The organism is Bradyrhizobium sp. G127, assembly GCF_021502575.1.
Lineage (GTDB): Bacteria > Pseudomonadota > Alphaproteobacteria > Rhizobiales > Xanthobacteraceae > Afipia.
Genome location: NZ_JAKFGN010000002.1, coordinates 824,899 through 845,045 on the forward strand (window position 1 = coordinate 824,899; position 20,147 = coordinate 845,045).

At 60.9% G+C, this 20,147-nt stretch carries 22 protein-coding genes and 2 pseudogenes; 12 read left to right on the forward strand and 12 right to left on the reverse strand.

What is annotated here, in order from left to right:
- Nucleotides 1-4: 4 nt before the first annotated feature.
- The 4 genes from LVY71_RS16030 (at nucleotide 5) to rpsD (ending at nucleotide 2,684) form a co-directional block, all read left to right on the forward strand.
- Nucleotides 5-544 (forward strand): MOSC domain-containing protein, encoded by a 540-nt coding sequence (locus tag LVY71_RS16030; protein ID WP_235100841.1) that lies wholly within the window; start codon nucleotides 5-7, stop codon nucleotides 542-544.
- 51 nt (nucleotides 545-595) lie between these two features.
- On the forward strand, nucleotides 596-1,387 hold the full coding sequence (gene murI / locus LVY71_RS16035; protein ID WP_235100842.1) for a glutamate racemase: 792 nt from the start codon (nucleotides 596-598) through the stop codon (nucleotides 1,385-1,387).
- 84 nt (nucleotides 1,388-1,471) lie between these two features.
- The gene (locus LVY71_RS16040) at nucleotides 1,472-1,873 is read left to right on the forward strand and encodes a cupin domain-containing protein (RefSeq protein ID WP_235100843.1); all 402 of its coding nucleotides are present in this window, start codon (nucleotides 1,472-1,474) and stop codon (nucleotides 1,871-1,873) included.
- Between the two features lie 193 nt (nucleotides 1,874-2,066).
- Nucleotides 2,067-2,684 (forward strand): 30S ribosomal protein S4, encoded by a 618-nt coding sequence (rpsD, locus tag LVY71_RS16045; RefSeq protein ID WP_235100844.1) that lies wholly within the window; start codon nucleotides 2,067-2,069, stop codon nucleotides 2,682-2,684.
- Between the two features lie 76 nt (nucleotides 2,685-2,760).
- Here rpsD and LVY71_RS16050 read toward each other — a convergent pair whose 3' ends face one another.
- The 3 genes from LVY71_RS16050 to grxD form a co-directional block, all read right to left on the reverse strand.
- Nucleotides 2,761-4,053 carry a serine hydrolase domain-containing protein gene (locus LVY71_RS16050; RefSeq protein ID WP_235100845.1) on the reverse strand — a complete coding sequence of 431 codons (1,293 nt, stop codon included), beginning with the start codon at nucleotides 4,051-4,053 and terminating at the stop codon, nucleotides 2,761-2,763.
- Between the two features lie 124 nt (nucleotides 4,054-4,177).
- The gene (locus LVY71_RS16055; protein ID WP_235100846.1) at nucleotides 4,178-5,461 is read right to left on the reverse strand and encodes a serine hydrolase domain-containing protein; all 1,284 of its coding nucleotides are present in this window, start codon (nucleotides 5,459-5,461) and stop codon (nucleotides 4,178-4,180) included.
- 151 nt (nucleotides 5,462-5,612) lie between these two features.
- The gene (gene grxD / locus LVY71_RS16060) at nucleotides 5,613-5,948 is read right to left on the reverse strand and encodes a Grx4 family monothiol glutaredoxin (RefSeq protein ID WP_235101523.1); all 336 of its coding nucleotides are present in this window, start codon (nucleotides 5,946-5,948) and stop codon (nucleotides 5,613-5,615) included.
- A 308-nt stretch (nucleotides 5,949-6,256) separates the two neighbouring features.
- On the opposite strand from grxD, the gene egtB reads away from it, so the two are divergent.
- A complete protein-coding gene (gene egtB / locus LVY71_RS16065; RefSeq protein WP_235100847.1) occupies nucleotides 6,257-7,528 on the forward strand; it encodes an ergothioneine biosynthesis protein EgtB in 1,272 nt (423 codons plus the stop codon).
- A gap of 22 nt (nucleotides 7,529-7,550) precedes the next feature.
- Nucleotides 7,551-8,519, forward strand: a complete 969-nt coding sequence (gene egtD / locus LVY71_RS16070) for an L-histidine N(alpha)-methyltransferase (protein WP_235100848.1) — start codon at nucleotides 7,551-7,553, stop codon at nucleotides 8,517-8,519.
- 1 nt (nucleotide 8,520) lies between these two features.
- Here egtD and LVY71_RS23060 read toward each other — a convergent pair whose 3' ends face one another.
- The 3 genes and pseudogenes from LVY71_RS23060 to LVY71_RS16080 form a co-directional block, all read right to left on the reverse strand.
- A complete protein-coding gene (locus LVY71_RS23060; protein WP_502797587.1) occupies nucleotides 8,521-9,093 on the reverse strand; it encodes a low temperature requirement protein A in 573 nt (190 codons plus the stop codon).
- A gap of 112 nt (nucleotides 9,094-9,205) precedes the next feature.
- Nucleotides 9,206-9,694, reverse strand: a pseudogene (locus LVY71_RS23065) (low temperature requirement protein A); the annotation flags it as partial.
- A gap of 21 nt (nucleotides 9,695-9,715) precedes the next feature.
- On the reverse strand, nucleotides 9,716-9,952 hold the full coding sequence (locus LVY71_RS16080; protein WP_235100849.1) for a BolA family protein: 237 nt from the start codon (nucleotides 9,950-9,952) through the stop codon (nucleotides 9,716-9,718).
- A 145-nt stretch (nucleotides 9,953-10,097) separates the two neighbouring features.
- On the opposite strand from LVY71_RS16080, the gene LVY71_RS16085 reads away from it, so the two are divergent.
- Complete coding sequence (locus tag LVY71_RS16085; protein WP_235101524.1) at nucleotides 10,098-10,454, forward strand: DUF427 domain-containing protein; 357 nt, start codon at nucleotides 10,098-10,100, stop codon at nucleotides 10,452-10,454.
- A gap of 126 nt (nucleotides 10,455-10,580) precedes the next feature.
- Nucleotides 10,581-10,898 (forward strand): hypothetical protein, encoded by a 318-nt coding sequence (locus LVY71_RS16090; RefSeq protein ID WP_235100850.1) that lies wholly within the window; start codon nucleotides 10,581-10,583, stop codon nucleotides 10,896-10,898.
- Nucleotides 10,899-10,955: 57 nt separating this feature from the next.
- Here LVY71_RS16090 and purL read toward each other — a convergent pair whose 3' ends face one another.
- Nucleotides 10,956-13,169 (reverse strand): phosphoribosylformylglycinamidine synthase subunit PurL, encoded by a 2,214-nt coding sequence (purL, locus tag LVY71_RS16095; protein ID WP_235100851.1) that lies wholly within the window; start codon nucleotides 13,167-13,169, stop codon nucleotides 10,956-10,958.
- Nucleotides 13,170-13,404: 235 nt separating this feature from the next.
- Here purL and LVY71_RS16100 point away from each other — a divergent pair, with 235 nt between their 5' ends.
- From LVY71_RS16100 to LVY71_RS23075, 3 genes and pseudogenes are all read left to right on the forward strand, one after another.
- Nucleotides 13,405-13,866: a PaaI family thioesterase gene (locus LVY71_RS16100; RefSeq protein ID WP_235100852.1), complete on the forward strand. Its 462-nt coding sequence runs from the start codon at nucleotides 13,405-13,407 to the stop codon at nucleotides 13,864-13,866.
- 217 nt (nucleotides 13,867-14,083) lie between these two features.
- Nucleotides 14,084-14,566, forward strand: a pseudogene (locus LVY71_RS23070) (protoglobin domain-containing protein); the annotation flags it as partial.
- Between the two features lie 231 nt (nucleotides 14,567-14,797).
- Nucleotides 14,798-15,433 (forward strand): methyl-accepting chemotaxis protein, encoded by a 636-nt coding sequence (locus tag LVY71_RS23075; RefSeq protein ID WP_502797601.1) that lies wholly within the window; start codon nucleotides 14,798-14,800, stop codon nucleotides 15,431-15,433.
- 39 nt (nucleotides 15,434-15,472) lie between these two features.
- Here LVY71_RS23075 and purQ read toward each other — a convergent pair whose 3' ends face one another.
- Genes purQ through purC form a run of 3 tightly spaced genes read right to left on the reverse strand, consistent with a single transcriptional unit; the run spans nucleotide 15,473 to nucleotide 17,215 of the window.
- Nucleotides 15,473-16,174, reverse strand: coding sequence for a phosphoribosylformylglycinamidine synthase subunit PurQ (purQ, locus tag LVY71_RS16110; RefSeq protein ID WP_235100854.1), 702 nt, complete (start codon nucleotides 16,172-16,174; stop codon nucleotides 15,473-15,475).
- 25 nt (nucleotides 16,175-16,199) lie between these two features.
- The gene (purS, locus tag LVY71_RS16115) at nucleotides 16,200-16,442 is read right to left on the reverse strand and encodes a phosphoribosylformylglycinamidine synthase subunit PurS (RefSeq protein WP_235100855.1); all 243 of its coding nucleotides are present in this window, start codon (nucleotides 16,440-16,442) and stop codon (nucleotides 16,200-16,202) included.
- 5 nt (nucleotides 16,443-16,447) lie between these two features.
- Nucleotides 16,448-17,215 (reverse strand): phosphoribosylaminoimidazolesuccinocarboxamide synthase, encoded by a 768-nt coding sequence (gene purC, locus LVY71_RS16120; protein ID WP_235100856.1) that lies wholly within the window; start codon nucleotides 17,213-17,215, stop codon nucleotides 16,448-16,450.
- Nucleotides 17,216-17,508: 293 nt separating this feature from the next.
- On the opposite strand from purC, the gene LVY71_RS16125 reads away from it, so the two are divergent.
- Nucleotides 17,509-17,823: a DUF1476 domain-containing protein gene (locus tag LVY71_RS16125; protein ID WP_235100857.1), complete on the forward strand. Its 315-nt coding sequence runs from the start codon at nucleotides 17,509-17,511 to the stop codon at nucleotides 17,821-17,823.
- A 67-nt stretch (nucleotides 17,824-17,890) separates the two neighbouring features.
- Here the strand turns inward: LVY71_RS16125 and LVY71_RS16130 are convergent, their stop codons facing one another.
- Together LVY71_RS16130 and LVY71_RS16135 are read right to left on the reverse strand one after the other, a co-directional pair.
- Nucleotides 17,891-18,382, reverse strand: a complete 492-nt coding sequence (locus tag LVY71_RS16130) for a GlcG/HbpS family heme-binding protein (RefSeq protein ID WP_235100858.1) — start codon at nucleotides 18,380-18,382, stop codon at nucleotides 17,891-17,893.
- A gap of 211 nt (nucleotides 18,383-18,593) precedes the next feature.
- Nucleotides 18,594-20,087, reverse strand: a complete 1,494-nt coding sequence (locus LVY71_RS16135) for a hypothetical protein (RefSeq protein WP_235100859.1) — start codon at nucleotides 20,085-20,087, stop codon at nucleotides 18,594-18,596.
- Between the last annotated feature and the right edge of the window lie 60 nt (nucleotides 20,088-20,147).

Here is a 20,147-nt window from a genome sequence, read left to right on the forward strand (position 1 = left end):
ACCGATGGGTGTCGTCACCGCAGTCAGCCTGCGCAAGGGCCATCACTTCAGCAAGACCAATGCCATGAGCATCCGGCTGCTCAAGGATCTCGGCGTCGACGGGGACGCGCATATGGGCGAGACGGTGAAGCACCGCTCGCGCGTGGCGAAGGATCCGAACCAGCCCAACCTGCGTCAGGTCCATCTGCTGCACGAAGAACTGTTCGAGGAACTTCGCCCGAAGAACTTCATCGTCCGCCCCGGCGACATGGGGGAGAACGTTACCACGCGCGGCATCGACCTGTTGGCGCTCCCCACCGGCACGCGGCTGCATCTCGGCGACAGCGCCGTGGTCGAGGTCACCGGCCTGCGCAATCCCTGCATTCAGATCGACCGCTTTCAGAAGGGCCTGATGGCTGCGACCCTGGACAAGGACGCCGACGGCAACCTGATCCGCAAGGCCGGGGTCATGAGTGTGGTGCTGGCCGAGGGCGACGTGCGTCCCGGCGACGCCGTCCGCGTTGAACTGCCGGACGGGCCGCACCGGCCGCTGCAGCCGGTGTGAGCGCCGCCGCGACAACAGACTGGTAACCGCCATCCTGCTATCATGGCTTTCGTGTCCCACACGCCCACCATCCTTGTGTTCGATTCCGGCCTCGGCGGTCTCACCGTGTTCCGCGAGATCGTCAAGCTGCGGCCGGGCGCACGCTATGTTTACGTCGCGGACGACGCCTATTTCCCGTATGGCCAGCACACCGAGGACGAGATCGTCGCACGCGTGGTGCCATTGGTTGGCGACCTGATCGCCGAGCACCGGCCGAACCTCGTGGTGATCGCCTGCAACACGGCGTCCACACTGGTGATGACGCATTTGCGCGAGGCCTACAGCGTGCCGTTCGTCGGCACCGTGCCCGCCATTAAGCCGGCCTGCGCCTCATCGAAAACCAAACGTGTCTCGGTGCTGGGCACCAAAGGCACCGTGAAGCGAGAATACACCAAGAAGCTGATCGCCGATTTCGCGCACGATTGCGATGTGACTTTGGTCGGCGCGGAGAATCTCGCGAGCCTTGCCGAGGCGACGCTGCGCGGCGAGCGCGTCAGCAACGACGCCATCGCAGCCGAGATCGCGCCGTGTTTTCTCAATGGGGATGCGCGAACCGACACAGTGGTGCTGGCCTGCACGCACTACCCCCTGCTGCTCGACCAGATGGTTGCACTGGCGCCGTGGAAGGTGGACTGGATCGATCCCGCGCCCGCGATCGCGCGCAGGGTGAGCGACTTGCTTGGAGCGGCCAACGGCCTTGGCGAGCCCATCGGAGGGCGGATTATCTTCACTTCGGAACAGGCACCCTCGCCGGTTCTGGCCAAAGCGCTGATGCCGTTCTTCGGCGCGAGCTTCGTGAGTTGATAACCACCCTTCCGCAGATACTGTCCCACTGCTAGCCTCCTCCCAGTCTGTTCCGGAAAGAGAACAGCAACGGGAGGATTTAGAATGTTCAAGACGACAGTGCTCTGCACCTCGATTCTCGCTCTCGCCGGCATCGGTGCGGCGCTCGCCCAGCAGCCGCCTGCAGGCATCAAGCGCACACCACTCCAAACCATCGCCTTCCCGGAGGGCTACAACACGGTCACCGGCCTTGCAGAACTCGCGCCGGGAACAAAGGCCGGACGGCACACCCATCCGGGCATCGAGACAGGCTATGTCCTGGAGGGCGAACTGGTGCTCTCCATCGACGGCCAGCCCGACAAGACGCTGAAGCCCGGGGAATCCTATCAAATCCCCGCCGGAGCCATTCACGACGCCGCCGTACACGGCGATAAGCCTATGAAAGTGCTTGGAATTTACGTGGTGGACAAGACGAAGCCACTGGCCTCGCCGGCTCCGGCGAAATAGCCGAACTATTTGACTTATCGGCCTTTTCTACCTATGAACACGTTGCTCGCGGGCCGGTTTCGGCCCGCGTTGCGTTTCGCGACCCGTGGTCCTCCCCATCAAGCTTATGAGGCGGACCTGTCAGCACCGGGACCATTCCCGGTGCACAGGAGGGCGCGTTTCCTCAAAACTCAAACTTACGAAAGAGGACGCGATGACTAAGCGTAGTGAGGCGAAGTACAAGATCGATCGCCGTATGGGCCAGAACATCTGGGGCCGCCCGAAGAGCCCCGTCAACAAGCGCGAATACGGCCCCGGCCAGCACGGCCAGCGACGCAAAGGCAAGCTCTCCGACTTCGGCACCCAGCTCCGCGCCAAGCAGAAGCTCAAGGGCTATTACGCCAATATTTCCGAGCGTCAGTTCCACGCGATCTACGTGGAAGCCAGCCGCCTCAAGGGCGACTCGGGTGAAAACCTGATCGGCCTGCTCGAGCGCCGCCTCGACACCGTGGTGTATCGCGCGAAGTTCGTGGCCACCATGTTCGCAGCGCGCCAGTTCATCAACCATGGCCACATCAAGGTGAACGGCAAGCGCGTCAACATCGCCAGCTACAAGGTCAAGGTCGGCGACGTCATCGAGATCAAGGAATCGTCCAAGCAGCTCACCTTCGTGCTGGAAGCCAATCAACTCGGCGAACGTGACACGCCCGACTACCTCGAAGTCGATCACGGCAAGCAGATCGCCAAGGTGACGCGCATTCCGGGCCTCTCGGAAGTGCCGTTCCCGGTGCAGATGGAACCGCACCTCATCATCGAATTCTATTCGCGCTGATTTCTTCAGCGACGGATCACGGAAATGCGAAAGGCCGCCCACCGGGCGGCCTTTTTCTTGAACCCTGGTTGAACTGCTACTTCAGCGCGCCGTAGATCATGCTTTTGAGCGCCGATTGAATGCGCCCGCGCTGCGACGGCGACTGGATCATCAGGATGGCGAACATGTCTTCCTTCGGATCGACAAGGAAGTATGTGCCGCTGCCGCCGCTCCATTCGTACTCGCCCACTGAGCCAGCCCAATGGCTGACTCCAGCCTCGGTGCGCACGGCAAAGCCCAAGCCGAAGCCATATCCCGCACCGGGAAAATAATAGACCCACGGCTTGATGCCGGTGTCGCCCCCGATATGGTTCGACATCATCAGGTCCACGGTCTTGCGCGCCAGAATCTGCCGGCCGCCAAGCCCGCCGCCGTTCAGCAACATCTGCAAAAAGCGCCCATAGTCCGCAATCGACGAAACCATTCCGCCGCCGCCGGACTCCCATTTAGTGACGATCCGCGGATCGCGCTCGATCTTGTCGTCTTTGTTGCGAAGCGGTTCGGCCAGCAGAGCCTGCTTCGCGGGATCGGTGACGAAAAAACTCGTGTTGGTCATGCCGAGTGGATCGAGCAGATTGTCCTTCTCGAACTGATAGAGCGACTTTCCCGAGGCCACCTCGATCACCCGGCCGAGCACGTCGGTGCTGTGGCCATAGACCCACTTCTCTCCGGGCTGCTCGATCAGCGGCAGTGTCGCGATCTTGTCCGCAACCTCCGCATTGGTGAATTTTCCGGACAGCAGATCGGCGTCGACATAAGGTTTCTTCACGACACCGTACGCCAGCGATGCGTAAGGGATGCCTGCCGACTGCCGCAGCAGATCGTGAATCAGAATCGGACGCTTCGGTGCCACCAGATCGAGCACCGGCTTGCCGTCGGTACCCTGCTTCTCCTCACCGACCTTGATGTCGTAGAAGCCGTGAATGTATTTTCCGACCTCGTCGTCGAGCGCGAGTTTGCCCTGCTCCACGAGAATCATCGCCGCGACTGACGTGATCGGCTTGGTCATCGAGAACAGCGTGAAAATGGTATCGCGTGTCATCGGCGCCTTGGTTGCGACATTGCGGACGCCGAAACCTTCATAATAGGCCGGCTGGCCGCGGCGCTGCACCAGCACGACGGCGCCCGGGATCTTTCCCGTCGCGACTTCGTTCCTGAAATATTCAGTGATGCGCGCAAGCCGCTGCGGGAAGAATCCCGCCTTGTCCGGATTGGTCCGCGCCAGACTTTCTGCCACGGCTGGCAACGCTGGCAGCAAGAGGACTGCGAAGGACATCAATGCAAAAAGCAAGGCCGAGCCAATACGCCTGCCGGTATCTGAATAAAACAACACCAATCTCCGCAAATCCGGTCCAATGAGGCCGGACTTTAGCGGCTGGCCAACAGCGCGCAAGGAAACGAAAAATGATCAGCCCGATGCGTCCGCACCGGGCTGATCCCTGTCGTTCGATGGGTTACTTCTCAAAAGCCCCGTAGACCATATTCTTCAGCGCGGTGCGGTGGCGTCCGCGGTGCTGCACGGTCTGCGACATGAAGACCACGAACATATCTTCCTTTGGATCGACCCAGAACGTCGTGCCGCCCGCCCCCGACCAGTTCATCTCGCCGACGCTGCCTTCCATGACGCTGACACCAGGCTCGGTCCGTACCGCAAATCCGAGGCCAAAGCCAAAGCCGGGACCCGGCAGATAGTAGGGGCCGTTCACGACGCCCGACGCCGGGCCGATGTGGTTCGAGCCCATATAGGCAATGGTCTTCGGGCTGAGATAGCGCTTGCCGTCCAGCGTGCCGCCGTTGAGCAGCATCTTCGCGAACCGCGCGTAGTCGCCGATGGTGGACACCATCCCGCCGCCGCCGGACTCCCACTTCCGCACGACATGCGGATCGTTCATCTCGGCGTCGTTGCCGATCTTGCGGTCGTTCGGGAACGGCTCGGCGATCCGCGACTGCTTCGCCTGGTCCGTGACGTAGAAGCTGGTGTCCTTCATGCCGAGCGGATCGAGGATGCGCTCCTTCTCGAACTGGTACAGCGACTTGCCGGAGACGACTTCAACCACGCGGCCGAGAATGTCGGTGGAGTGGCTGTAGTCCCACGTCGATCCGGGCTGATAGGCCAGCGGCAATTTCGCGATGCGATCGGCAAACCCGGCATTGTCGACATCCTCAGAGAATATTTTGGCGTCGACATAGGCTTTCTTGACGAGGCCCTCGCCGAAGAATCCATAGGTGATGCCCGAGGTATGCCGCATCAGGTCCTGCACCGTCATCGCCCGGCGCGGCATGACGAGATCGAGCGTCATCTGTCCGTCATCGCCCTTCTTCTCGACGCCGACTTTTACATCCTTGAAGGCTGGGATGAATTTAGCGACCGGATCGTCGAGTTGCAGCTTGCCTTCCTCGACCAGCATCATCGCCGCCACTGTCGTGACCGGCTTCGACATTGAATAGATGCGGAAGATCGTGTCCGCCGTCATCGGCGCCTTGGTGGCGGGATCGCGCACGCCGAATGTTTCAAAATACGCGACTTGGCCGTGGCGCTGGATCATCGCCACAGCGCCCGGAATCTTGTTGGTGGCGATTTCGTTCTTGAGATAGGCGCCGATCCGCGCGAGCCCCGCAGGTGAAAGCCCCGCCTCGGCGGGACGGGTGCGGACAACACTTTCGGCAAATGCACTGCTCGCAGCAACGAGCGTGAGGGCAGCAAACAGGGACGCCCTGATATGGCGAGACACGAACATACAAATCCTCCCGGTTCTTTATCTGACTCAAGTCTGGTCAGACGAAGCCCCGGATCATGAGCGTCCGGGGTTGGGAGAAAGTGTATCGGTCAGTCAAAGAGTCGCACAAGCGAGGCGGCCCGCAGAGCCGCCGTCGCGCAAATGCAAACCTTTAGCCGGCAGCCTGCTGAACCGGTACGCCCTTGTCGGCCAGCAATTGCTGCAATTCACCAGCCTGGAACATCTCGCGGATGATGTCGCAACCGCCGACGAACTCGCCCTTGACGTAGAGCTGCGGAATGGTCGGCCAGTTCGAGTAGATCTTGATGCCGTCGCGCAGTTCGCCGGATTCGAGAACGTTCAGGCCCTTGTAGGCGATGCCGACGTGATCGAGAATCTGGACCACCTGGCCCGAGAAACCGCACTGCGGAAACTGAGGCGTGCCCTTCATGAACAGCACGACGTCGTTGGACTTCACTTCGTTTTCAATGAACTGCTCGATGCTCATAATCGCGTCCTTGGTGATTTTGCCCACGGCACGGCCGGGACTTGCCCGTTTGCCTGTCGCTCTGGCCATATATGTAGCCTGAAACCGTTCCGCATCCCAATCAAATTGCCGAAGGGGTGCCATGCCGGCCTCCCAAGGCCCCTGTCTGCCATCGAAGGGCTCCATCTGAAACCGGAATGAGTGCGTCGACGTACTCACTTTGTCTCCGGCCCGGCCTTTTAACGGCGAGCCAAGCACCCCATTTACGAACATCTATTCTCCGGAACCGATCCGGGGAAGCATCGTTCTCTCCCGAACCGGAGATTCGCGTGACGAAACAAGCCTCCCAACCAGAAGCGCGTGTTGCCAGCCCTTCCCCGTTTCCGGCCAATTCCCGCCACGAATCCCGCGATGTACGAGCTGCCAGGCTGCTGAAGGCCTATCGTTCCGTGCGGGAGGAGACCGAGCGGCGGGCCGCGCCGCTATCACCCGAGGATCAGCTCATCCAGTCGATGCCGGACGCCAGCCCGACCAAGTGGCACCGCGCCCATGTCACTTGGTTCTGGGAGCAATTCCTGCTCGGCGAGCATTCGCCCGGCTATATGCCCTACCACCCGGACTACGCCTACCTGTTCAACTCCTATTACGTCAGCGCTGGTCCCCGCCACGCCCGCGCCCAGCGCGGCCACCTGACCCGCCCCGGTGCTGATGAAGTGACGGCCTATCGCAAGCATGTCGATGCCGCTGTCGCGGCATTTTTCAACACAGCCGATGAGGCAACGCTCGCGAAACTGGAGCCGCTGATCGAGGTCGGCCTCAACCACGAGCAGCAGCATCAGGAATTGCTGCTCACCGACATCCTGCACGCCTTCGCGCAAAACCCGATTCCGCCCGCCTACGACCTGGACTGGGCTTTTCCAGCATCAAACCGCACTGGCGATGCATGGGTCACGCTGCTGGAAGGCATCCACACCATCGGTCACACGGATGAGTCGTTTCACTTCGATAACGAGAAGCCGGCGCACCGCGCGCTGGTCGGCCCGGTGAAGCTGGCGCGCAACCTCGTGACCAATGGCGAGTGGTTGTCGTTCATGAAGGATGGCGGCTACGCGAAGCCCGCGCTGTGGCTGATGGACGGCTTCGCCACCGTCGAGCGCGAGGACTGGCAAGCACCCGGTCATTGGCGCAACGTTGATGGCCAGTGGAAGATCATGACCCTCGGCGGATTGCAGCCGGTCGATCCTGCGGCGCCGGTGTCGCATGTGAGCTACTACGAGGCCGACGCCTTCGCGCGCTGGAGCGGGAAACATCTCCCCACGGAAATGGAATGGGAGGTTGCCGCTCGCGCCGCCCATCTCAACGATGCGTATGGCGTCGTCTGGCAGTGGACCCGCAGTTCATACGCACCGTACCCGGGCTACCGCGCCATCGAAGGCGCACTCGGCGAATACAACGGCAAGTTCATGGTGAACCAGTACGTGTTGCGCGGCTCATCGCTGGCGACACCGGACAACCATTCGCGCGTGACTTACCGCAACTTCTTCTATCCGCATCATCGCTGGCAATTCACGGGGCTTCGCCTCGCCGACTACGCCGTCTGACCTCCGAACCAACGAGATCGTCATGAATGTGCATATGACCGCGCTGGCCCACGAGCTTCTTGATCCGAAAGACTGTCCATTCGCGAAGGACGTTATCGCCGGACTGTCGCAACAGCCAAAGCGGCTGCCGCCGAAATACTTCTACGACGAAACCGGATCGAAACTGTTCGAGCAGATCACGCTGCTGCCTGAATACTATCCAACCCGGACCGAGTTGCGGATTCTGCGCGACCGCGGCGCGGAGATCGCGGCGACGATTCCGAAGAATGCCGCACTGGTGGAATTCGGTGCCGGTGCCACCACCAAGGTGCGGTTGCTGCTGCAACAGTGCGCGTTCGGCGCTTACGTGCCGGTCGATATTTCCGGCGACTTTCTCAACGGACAGGCTGACGAGCTACGCAAGGATTTTCCGGACCTCGCGGTCTATCCGGTGACGGCCGATTTCACGACGCCGTTCGAACTTCCGCCGAAAGTGAAGAGTGTGCCGAAAGTTGGCTTTTTTCCCGGCTCGACTATCGGCAATTTCGATCCGCATGAAGCCTGTGCCTTCCTGCGCAGCGCACGCGCCATCCTCGGCGACGGCGCGACACTGATCGTCGGCGTCGATCTGGAGAAGGGCGAGCGCGTGCTGCACGACGCCTACAACGATGCCGCTGGCGTGACGGCCAGGTTCAATCTCAACGTGCTAGTGCGGATCAACCGCGATCTCGGCGGCAACTTCGACCTGTCTGGTTTTAGGCATCGTGCGATCTACAATCGCGAGCGTCACCGCATCGAAATGCATCTCATCAGCCGCAAGGCGCAAACCGTGCGCCTGCTGGGTCAAACCTTCTCGTTCCGTACCGGCGAGACGATCCATACCGAGAGCAGCTACAAATACAGTCTCGATCGCTTCAACGCATTGGCGCTTGGCTCCGGCTGGACGCCGCACGCGTCATGGACCGATCCGGATGCGATGTTCTCGGTTCATGCGCTGGTCGCACAAGACTGAGTCAAATCTCGTCCGACTTCGTACTGGAGCCGAGCGAGATCGCTTCCCACGCCGCGACAACCAGGATGATGAGGGTTGTCGCCGACGACAACGCGAGTGGCGACAGGTAATGCGCGAACGGCATCAGCGCGACCAGCAGGCCGATGCCGACCATGTGCGAGAGCTGGAAAATTCCGCGAATGCTGCGCTTGAACAGGATGGTGCCGATGAGGAATAACAGCGGCCCGCCGATCATGCTGAGAACAGCCTTCATGTCGGAATGGCCTTCGGGATGCGCGAGCAGCAATTCATCCCCCACGGCCGACACCACAATGCCGGCGACGATCGGCAAATGGAGATAGGTGTAGGCCAGCCGGGCCAGCCGTCCGGTTTCTTCGGAATGCGAAATATGTTCGGCGCCCGCCTCCGCGCCGATGTGGAAATACACCCACCACATCGCAATGCTGCCGATCAGGGCGACCACAAACGCCGTGATCGTCGGCGTGGTCCAGGCCGTTGCCGCGAAGGTCGAGCCGGTGACAACGATGGACTCGCCAAGCGCGATGATGATGAACAGCGCGCAGCGCTCGGCCATATGCCCGCCCTCGACCTCCCAATCGTCGAGAGGCGTCGCGCCGAAACCAGAAACGCATTGCCGGTCCGCAATACTCGATTCCCACCGCGACGATCCACAACGCCAGTCTGGCCTGTCCTTCGGCAAAGCCGCCGGCAATCCAGAACACGCCGCTGCACATCAGCCAGCAGGTGATGCGCAGCAGATTCATCTGCCAGCCAGGCTGCGACTTTGGGATCGAAAAGAACGTGAAGGCCGACCGGCCGACCTGCATGGCGACAAAGGCCAGCGCGAATGCCAGTCCACGCGTCTCAAATGCTTTGGGAATCGACGTGGACAGCAGCAGGCCGAAAATCATCAGCACGAACAGCATCACCCGGACCGGCGTGCGCTCCGGGTCGAGCCAGTTGGTGATCCAGGAAGTGAAGATCCAGACCCACCACACCGCCAGGAACAGGATGGTGGTCTGCAAGACGCCGAGCGGCGTGAAGTGCGCCAGCAGCGTGTGAGAAATCTGCGTGATAGCGAAAACGAAGACCAGATCGAAGAACAACTCGACATAGGTGACGCGGTGATGCTGATGCGGGGCGCGCGCCCGCAGCAAGTTCTCGTTTCTCGCCACCCCGCCCCTCGCTTTCGCCGATCAGGCGTCAGGCACGCCGGTCTGGAGCGCCAGCGCGTGCAGCACGCCGCCCATCTGCCCCTTCAGCGAATTGTAGACGATCTGATGCTGCTGCACCCGGGACTTGCCGCGAAACGATTCCGAGATGACGGTGGCCGCATAGTGGTCGCCGTCGCCCGCGAGGTCGCGGATGTCCACCTGCGCGTCAGGCAAAGCAGCCTTGATCATCGTTTCGATGTCCCGCGCGTCCATTGGCATTCCCGAGGTCTCCTGATTCTGCGCCGCCCATAGCGCACCAAAATATGACTGATTCTAGCCTCTGCAACCCGCTGCGTCACGCGAGCATTGCGCCGGATCAACCCTATATTGCTTCCGAACAGGAGAGTTTCCCATGAACGTTCGGATGAAGATTCCCGGCCCCGACCACCCGATCACCATTGCCCCGAACCCGAAACGGGTCCGGGTGAGCGCCGGCGGCGAGGTCATCGCCGAAACCGGCCGCGCCCTCACTCTGAAAGAGGCGAGCTATCCCGCTGTCCAGTATATCCCGCGCGAGGACGCCAACCCGTCCAAATTGCAGCGGACGGCACATTCCACCTATTGCCCCTACAAGGGCGATGCGAACTACTTCAGCATCGTGTCCGGCGGCAAAACGCTGGAGAATGCGATCTGGACCTACGAAAGCCCCTACGATTCTGTGAAACAGATCGCCGGGCATCTGGCGTTCTATCCGGACAAGGTCACAATCGAGGAACTGTAGAGCCGCCCGCCGTCCCTATGCGTATGGGAGCATAAATGCTCCTGCAAAACTCCGAAACGCATGGAACGACCGTATGCTGCTTCCGTTGCCTCCCTAGCGGTACTTTTGCCGGGTAGGAGACATACGATGAGACATTTCACAGTGGCACTTTTGGCGGGTGCGGGCGCTGTCTTGGCGAGCAGCGCAATCGCAGCGCCCGTTATAAATGGCAGTTCCGGCGCGAAAGCCGGTTCGGATATCGAACAGGTCCGGATGGTGTGCGACGAAAACGGCCGATGCTATCGATCACGCGGCGCTCGCCGCGTCATCGTTCAGGACGATTCTTATGCTTATGCGCCGCGGCGGCGCTACAGAGAGCGCAGCTACTACAATGAAGGTCCCGGTATGGGCGTCTATGCGCCGGGGATCGGCGTCGGCATAGGTGTCGGCGGCAATCGTTGGTGACCTGACCAACACGGCCATCCAAAGAAAGCCGCAGGCGCGTCCTGCGGCTTTCCTGTGTCAGTTCTTTCCGGCCATATAAGCCGGCAGCCAGCCCTCGAAGCCGGCCTTGAGCGAAGTGATCGACACCGGCGCCTCGCCCTCGACGGAGATATCGTGGCCGCCGGTCTTGCCGATCACATGGCAAGGCACGTCAACAGCCTTCAGCTTGCTCAGCACGGTGAGCAGGTGCGTCTCCGGGACCGTCACGACATAGCGGGCCTGATCCTCGCCGAACCACCAGGCATGCGGCACCAACTCCTCAGGCGCTGCATCGAGGATCGCGCCGATACCACTGGCCATCGCCATTTCCGTCAGGGCGACCAGCAAGCCGCCGTCGGAAACGTCATGCACAGCCGACGCGGTGCCCGCATGAATCATTCCGCGGACGACGTTGCCATTGCGCTTCTCGGTTTCGAGATCGACCGGCGGGGGAGCGCCCTCTTCCCGGCCGCAGACCTCGCGCAGGTACACCGACTGGCCGAGCCAGCCCTGCGTGTCGCCGATCAAAAGGATGGCTTCGTCCTTCGCCTTAAAGGCGAGCGTCGCCGACTTGGTGAAATCATCCAGCAGACCCACGCCGCCGATCGATGGCGTCGGCAGAATGCCGCGTCCGTTGGTCTCGTTGTAAAGCGACACGTTGCCGGACACGACCGGGAAATCCAGTGCGGTACAAGCCGCGGCGATGCCCTTCAGGCAGCCGACGAACTGGCCCATGATCTCGGGGCGTTCGGGGTTGCCGAAATTGAGATTGTCGGTGATGGCGAGCGGACGGCCGCCCACCGCGGTGATGTTACGCCACGCTTCAGCCACCGCCTGCTTGCCGCCCTCGAACGGATCGGCCTCGCAATAGCGCGGCGTCACATCGCAGGTCAGCGCGAGGCCTTTCGGGCCGTCCAGCACGCGCACCACCGCTGCATCGCCGCCGGGACGCTGCAGCGTGTTGCCGCCGATGACATGATCGTACTGCTCCCATACCCAGCGCTTGGAGCACAGGTCTGGCGATGCGATCAGCTTCGACAACGCCTCAGAAACAGACACCGGCGGCGTTACCTCGCGCGCATGGATCACCGGAAGTTGCGGCGACGGCACATGGGGCCGGTCGTACAGCGGCGCTTCGGATTCCAGTTCCTTGATCGGCAGGTCGGCCATCACGTCGCCGCCGTGCTTGACGACGAAACGCTGTGACGGCGTGGTGTAGCCGACCACCGCGAAATCAAGCCCCCACTTTTTGAAGATCGCCTCGGCCTGCTTTTCCTTCTCCGGCTTCAGCACCATCAACATGCGTTCTTGCGATTCCGAGAGCATCATCTCGTAGGCGCTCATGCCCTCCTCGCGCGTCGGCACGCTGTTGAGATCAAGTTCGACACCGAGGTCGCCCTTCGCGCCCATCTCGACGGCGGAGCATGTGAGGCCCGCAGCACCCATGTCCTGAATCGCGATGACGCAATCGGCTTCCATGATTTCGAGGCAGGCTTCGAGCAGCAGCTTTTCCGCGAAGGGATCGCCGACTTGCACGGTCGGGCGCTTCTCGGCGCTGTCGTCGTCGAATTCGGCGGAGGCCATGGTCGCGCCGTGGATGCCGTCGCGGCCGGTCTTGGAGCCGAGATAGACGATCGGCATGTTCACGCCAGAGGCCGCCGCGTAGAAAATCTTGTCGGTTTCCGCGAGACCCACCGCCATCGCGTTGACGAGAATGTTGCCGTCATACCGGGTATGGAAGCGCGTCTGGCCGCCCACCGTCGGCACGCCGAACGAATTGCCGTAGCCGCCGATGCCCGCAACCACGCCGGAAACGAGGTGGCGGGTCTTCGGATGTTTCGGATCGCCGAACGAGAGCGCATTCAGGCACGCAATCGGCCGTGCCCCCATGGTGAACACGTCACGCAGGATGCCGCCCACACCGGTGGTCGCGCCCTGGTACGGCTCGATGTAGCTCGGATGGTTGTGGCTCTCCATCTTGAAGACCACAGCCAGTCCGTCGCCGATGTCGATGACGCCGGCATTCTCGCCCGGTCCCTGGATCACCCACGGCGCCTTGGTCGGCAGGCCGCGCAGATGCAGCCGCGAGGACTTGTACGAGCAATGCTCGTTCCACATCGCCGAGAAGATCCCGAGTTCCGTGAAGGTCGGAACACGCCCGATCAGCTTGAGGATACGCTCGTATTCGTCAGGTTTGAGACCATGGCTGGCGACGAGATCGGGGGTGATCTGGGGTTCGTTCCTGATCGTCAAGGCGACGTCGCTCCGGGGTCAAATGCTGCAGCTTCCCCAGGATGGCCGGGGGCCAGACGGGCGGAATAATGCGTGATTCCGAGCTTCCTTGTGCACGGCGGCCCGTGCCGCGGCAAGCATCAGATAGGCAGAAATCCCGTCCAAAAAAGCCCCGGTTGCCGCACGGCGCCATCGTCTCTAAGACTTCCCGGAAACGCGCCGATTTCGGCACCAAAATCTTCAGGACATCGCCCCCGTGAACGTCTCGCCTCCCCAGATCGGCCGCCCTCGTCCGGACCTGTACATCGCCACCGAAGGCGAGTTCGCCGGATGGCGGACCTGGAAGCGCGACAGCTTCGAATCCAACAACGGCCCCTTCTGGCACAAGGTCGAGGACGACGGCACCGTCCGCTGCGCCTTCCGGGTCGAGAGCAAGCACCTCAATGGCATGCGCAATGTCCACGGCGGCTGTTACATGACGTTCGCGGATTACTGCCTGTTCGCCTTCGCCATTCACGAACTTGAAGCCCCTGCGGTGACCGTATCGTTCGCGTGCGAATTTCTCGACGCCGCCAAGGAAGGCGAACTCGTCGAAGCCATCGGCGGTGTCACCCGCGCGGGCGGCTCGCTGATCTTCCTGCGCGGCACGCTCGTGACCGGCAACAGGCCGCTGTTCACTTTCTCCGGTACCATCAAACGGATGAAAAAACGGGCGTAGCTAAAATTTGTGCAAAGAAATCCGTGCCTTGCCGATGGCGCATGGAACCCATTTTAGATTGCATTAACCAAACAATACTAACCATTGTTATGCCAGCGCTTCTTGACCGCGCCCGGCACGCCGATCAGCCCTTCACATCGGACAGCGTGGCCGACTGCCTGCTCACGGCAAGCGGAAACGAGTTGCCGTGTCATTTGCAAGTCAGGTTCCCCCCGCAATGAACGATACCGACACTCTCGCTTCCCGTCTGGCCTTCAACGGGATCAATGACGCATCGCGCGCAGTACTCCGCGACGTCCGCCCGGTGGTGATGGCAGCGCTTCCCCCGATCCTCGATGAATTCTACCGGACGATCGCGAAGTTTCCCGAAGTGAGCCCCATGTTTCCGCGGGCAGAACTGGTCGCCCATGCCAAGGCGGCGCAACTGAAACATTGGGATATGATCCTGTCGGCCAAGTTTGACGAGAGCTACGTCCGCTCGGTGACCCGTATCGGGGAAGCCCATCATCGGCTGGGTCTTGAGCCCCGCTGGTATATCGGCGGCTACAAGCGGATCATCTCTGGCCTCGTTCATCATGTCGAGACCAGCATCACCGCGCGGTTTGCGGGCCGTGCGCTGTTCGAGAAGAAAGCGGTGATCATCGACGCCGTGATCAGCGCGGCGATGCTCGACATGGATTTTGCCATCTCCGTCTATCTGGATGCGGGGAAGCGCGAAAAACGCGAGGCGCTGGACAAGCTGGCCGGGCAGTTCGAGCAAACCATCGCCCAGATCGTCCATCGGGTCGGAACGACCACGAAAGATCTCAACATCGCAGCGGACGCCTTAAAGTCGACGGCGGATGAAACCCGCCTGCTGTCGACGTCCGTTGCCGCGGCGTCCGAGGAAGCGTCGGCCAGCGTGCAGTCGGTCGCGGCGGGCGCCGAGGAAATGGGCTCGTCGGTCTCGGAAATCTCGCGGCAGGTTCAGGAATCGCTGCGTGTGGCGGGCGACGCCGTCCGCCAGGCCGAAAGCGCCAACGGCCGGATGACCAGCCTCACCGAGGCCGCCGGCCGCATCGGCGACGTCATCAAGATCATCAACGCCATCGCGGAACAGACCAACCTGCTCGCGCTCAACGCGACCATTGAGGCCGCCCGCGCCGGCGAAGCGGGCAAAGGGTTTGCCGTCGTCGCATCGGAGGTCAAGGCGCTCGCATCGCAGACCGCCAAGGCAACGGAAGAGATCAGCACGCAGATCGGCGAGATGCAGACCTCGACCGGCGAAACCGTCGCAGCGATCACCGAAATCGGCAACACCATCGGCTCAATCTCGAAAATCGCCACCGCCATTTTCGAGGCTGTCGATCAGCAGAATGCGGCAACCACCGAAGTGGCGCGCAACATCCAGATGGCCGCCACCGGCGCATCAGACGTTGCGGCGAATATCGTCCGCGTCAACAAGGGCGCCGAAGACACCGGCCAGGCTGCTGCGAACGTCTTTGCCTCGGCCCATTCTCTCGGCAGCGAGAACCAGCAATTGCAGACCGACGTGGATCAATTCCTCGCAACGCTGCGCACAGCATAAGAGAGAAATCCGGGACGCTTCGGGATCGTGCCCGGAGCGTCAGGCCGCGGCCTTCAGATGCTCCACCAAGCCTGCGAACAATCCGCGGCCGTCGGTGCAGCCCATGATATCTTCGACATGGTTCTCGGGATGCGGCATCATGCCGAGCACGTTGCCCTTGTCGCTGACAATGCCGGCGATAGACGCTGCGGCGCCATTGATGTTGTGGGTGTCTCCGACCTCGCCCGAAGCGCTACAGTAGCGGTAGAGCACCCGGCCCTCGCCTTCGAGCCGCCGGATCGTGTCCTCGTCGGCAGCATAGTTGCCTTCGCCGTGTGCCACCGGCACGCGGATCACCTGCCCGGCGTTATAACCGCGCGTGAACGGCGTATCGGACCGCTCGACGCGCAGATGTACGTCGCGGCAGATGAACTTGAGCTGCGCATTGCGCATCAGCACGCCGGGCAGCAGGCCCGACTCGCAGAGGATCTGGAAACCGTTGCAAACGCCGAGCACAAGGCCGCCCGCGGCGGCATGGGCGCGAACCGCGTCCATCACCGGCGCACGCGCAGCAATCGCGCCACAGCGCAGATAGTCGCCATAGGAGAAGCCGCCCGGCACCACGACCAGATCGGTGCCCTTCGGCAGCGACGTCTCGGCGTGCCACACCATGGTTGCTTCGTTTCCGGACGCGAGCTTGAGGGCGCGCGCCATGTCGCGCTCGCGATTGATGCCGGGGAAGACGAGAACTGCGGATTTCATCGGTCGTGCGCCTTAGCCAAGAAAACTAGCCGAGTACCTCGACGCGATAATTCTCGATCACCGTGTTGGCGAGCAGCTTGTCGGCGGCCGCCTTCAGCGCAGCTTCGGCCTTCGCCCTGTCCGCGCCGGCGACCTCGATGTCGAACACCTTGCCCTGCCGCACGCTGGCGATGCCATCGACGCCGAGCGATTTCAGCGCGCCTTCGATGGCCTTGCCCTGCGGATCGAGGATGCCGTTCTTCAGTGTGACGGTGACGCGCGCCTTCATTGCAATCAGCTCTTCACCAGCACCGGGCCGGAGCCCGCGGGACGATCATTTTCAATGAGGATGCCGAGACGCTTTGCGACTTCGGTATAGGCCTCAAGCAGCCCGCCGAGATCGCGGCGGAAGCGATCCTTGTCCATCTTCTCGTTCGACTTGATGTCCCACAACCGGCAGGAGTCGGGCGAGATTTCGTCAGCGACGATGATGCGCATCATGTCGTTCTCGAACAACCGCCCGCATTCCATCTTGAAGTCCACGAGGCGGATGCCGACGCCGAGGAACAGCCCGGTCAGGAAGTCATTGACGCGGATGGCGAGCGCCATCATGTCGTCGATCTCCTGAGGGGTCGCCCAGCCGAACGCAGTGATGTGCTCTTCGGAAACCATCGGGTCGCCGAGCTGGTCGTTCTTGTAGTAAAATTCGATGATCGAGCGCGGCAGCTGCGTGCCTTCCTCGATGCCGAGACGCTGCGAAAGCGAGCCTGCGGCGACATTCCGCACCACGACTTCGAGCGGCACGATCTCGACCTCGCGAATCAACTGCTCGCGCATGTTGAGCCGCTTGATGAAATGCGTCGGCACGCCGATGTCGTTCAGATGCTGGAAGATGTACTCCGAGATCCGGTTGTTGAGGACACCCTTGCCCTCGATGATCTGGTGTTTCTTGGCATTGAACGCGGTGGCGTCGTCCTTGAAATGCTGGATCAGGGTTCCGGGCTCCGGCCCTTCGTAAAGGGTCTTGCCCTTGCCTTCGTAAATGCGACGCCGACGGCTCATAGGGATGTACCGTGTGTTGTTGAAGTCCATGAAGTGGGGTGCTCCGGGTGATTTACGCGACCCACGGCGGAGCTGCCGTGAAGCCCGGAATCGTGAAACAAACCGCGAACCGGACTCGTCGGCAACCTAACCGATTGATCCAGCCGATACAATGTAAGGAAAGACGTTTTACCGGCTGCTTTTAGCCTTCCTGCGACCTCTCGGACGTTGCTTTGCCCACGGCCAAACCCCTATATGCTGGGCCTGCGCCGCCGCTTCTGGCAAATCCAAAATTCAGCTTACGGAACAGATATATGTCGACTTTTGACAAGCGCGAGGAAGGCTTCGAGAAAAAGTTCGCCCTCGACGAGGAACAGAAGTTCAAGGCGGAGGCCCGCCGGAACAAGTTGCTGGGGCTCTGGGCTGCCGAAAAGCTGGGCAAGACCGGCGACGATGCCGCAGCCTACGCCAAGGAAGTGGTTTCGGCCGATTTCGAGGAAGCCGGCGACGCCGACGTGCTGCGCAAGGTCGTGCAGGATCTCGCCGGCAAGGCCACCGAGCAGGAAATCCGCGTAAAAATGGACGAACTGGTGGCGGTCGCTGTTGCCCAGATCAAGGCCGGCCAGTAACTCCTCCGCGCTCAAACAGAAACGCCGCGCGATCCGATCGCGTGGCGTTTTGTTTTCGTGCAAATGGTTACTTCAGCGCGTCCTGAACCTTCGCGATGCCGGCGAGGACACACACCTCGTCCTTCTCGCCGCCGGGCGCGCCCGATGCGCCGACCGCCCCGATGACCTCGTTGCCGACCTTGATCGGAGCCGCCCCGCCGACCCCAACAACACCGGGGATCTGCCTCAGGTAGGCGGTTTCAGGCTTCTCGGTCAGCTTCATGAATTCCAGCGAGGTCTGCCCGCGCGTGCGCGAGGTGTAGGCCTTCAGCCGGCTGAACTCCATGGTGTGCGGATTGGTGCCGTCGCCGCGAACCTGGGCCGCGACAATGCCGGCCTTGTCCACGACGGTAACGGAGACCTTGTAGCCGTCCTTGGTGCACTGTTCGATGGTGCCCTGGATGATGGCCATGGCCATCGCCATCGACACGTTTTTCTCTACCTGCGGCGCCTGCGCGTGAGCCGGACCGGCGACAACGATTGCTGCAGCCGTCAATGCTGCAAGACCAAGTGAACGCATAATGGAAGCCTCCCGGGTTTGTTGATTTTTGTAACAACTCTTCCTAGCGCGCTTTAGTCCATCCAGAAATAAATTTCCTGCTTCGCTGGCCCAACTGAAGGCCGGCGCAAGTCGATATCGACACGCGCCGGTTTCCCGTTCAGGTCTTCTGTCAGTCCACTCTCATCATCGGAGCGAAGCCGCGTCGCACGAGCGACCCGATAAGCCTCGCCTACTCCGTGCCCAAAATCTCCTGGATCTTCTGGGTCGAAACCGAGGGCGACCACAAGGCATCAATCGTTTTTCGTGCATCGCGATGCGCGTCGTCTGTCGCCGCAAAGGTAAACTTCGGTCGGGTCAAACCGGCCGCATAGTGCTTCGCAAGTACGGCCAGAACCTTGCCGCGCCCGCTCAGATCGGTGAATTCGATGTAATCCTTGAACTTGTAGACTTTGGTTTCCGATCGGGTACTGGAATATTCACCCGAACCTCCAACGCGCCAGTATCCAATATAGATGCCGGCATCAGCGCCGCCTTCAAAGTGATCGTAGAGATAATCGAGCGAGTCACTGTCTGCGTAGATGCGGAATGTCATGCCACGCCCGACCATCAGCGTTTTCGGTATCAGTTCCAGTTGCCCGTTGGGCCCCCAAACAGCATCGAAAGCATCACTCTTCAGCTTTGGCGCAAATCTGCTGACAAGATTTTCGTCGAACCATTCGCCGCGAACGATGTTGAAAGTATCGACGTTGGCAAAAGAGACTTCAATTCGTGTCGCATGGTTTTTGACGTGGGTTTCCCTCCGGATTTGCTCCGCAGAGGCACCCCCCGCGCGAAATAATCCGAGAAAGCTCACGCTCACGCTCGCTTTCCACTTCTGCTCGAAATATGTCGAGGTCTGCGAAACTTCCTCGATTTTCTGCGACTGACGATTTTTCTCCTTTAGAAAGGCAAAGATGTCTTTGTCTACGTATGAGATGAAGTAGGGCTGCCATCTTTCAGGATCGTTCAGTACTTCGCGGATGGGCGGAAGAGTGATCTTCTGCTTGGGATTATTGAATTTGATCTGCGCGCGCTTCAGCAACTCGATGTCGGGATCGTTCAAATTCTTTGTCACGATCTCAAGGGTCTCCAGCGCCTTGTCCAAACGCCTTGCGCTGATGTCGATCTCAGCCGCCCAGCCATACCCTCTGGGGGGATTTGAGTAGAATTCCGTTTTCGACCGACGTTTCGATGGCGGTGTGTTGTTTACGTATTGGCCGTAAGCCCTGAGCGCTTCATCCTGTTTGGAAATGTATTCCGCGCGGGTGAATTGAACTTCCTCTGACGCTCGCTTCAACGCGTTCTTCAATTCGGCCGACGCTGTGCCATTGGCGTCGACGGCAGCTACCCACGCTGCGTTGAGAAAATACTGATAGCCCTCACTGATGCGCCGTCCCGAGTTTGGTGCGTATTGCCAGGCGTTCGAGGGCGCCCAGTCGCCCCAGCGATGCATTTCCACGAGTCGAAGCGTACTTATCGGATCGTCCCATGCAGCATTGGTGGCGATCGGCAAAACCTGAACCATCTCGTCTTTCGCGATCGCGCCGAAGCGCGATTCAAAATACTTGAACATCCGGCTCCACGCCGGCTGCCCGAAATCCCCAAATATCTGCTCACTATGGGCTAGCGGCGCGGCGCCGAGAACTGCGAGGACGATTACAAAGCATTGAAAAACAAAGCGCATTTGAACCTCCCAATAACTAAAATGATTGTATATATAATAAAATACAGCTTAAAGTTGTAT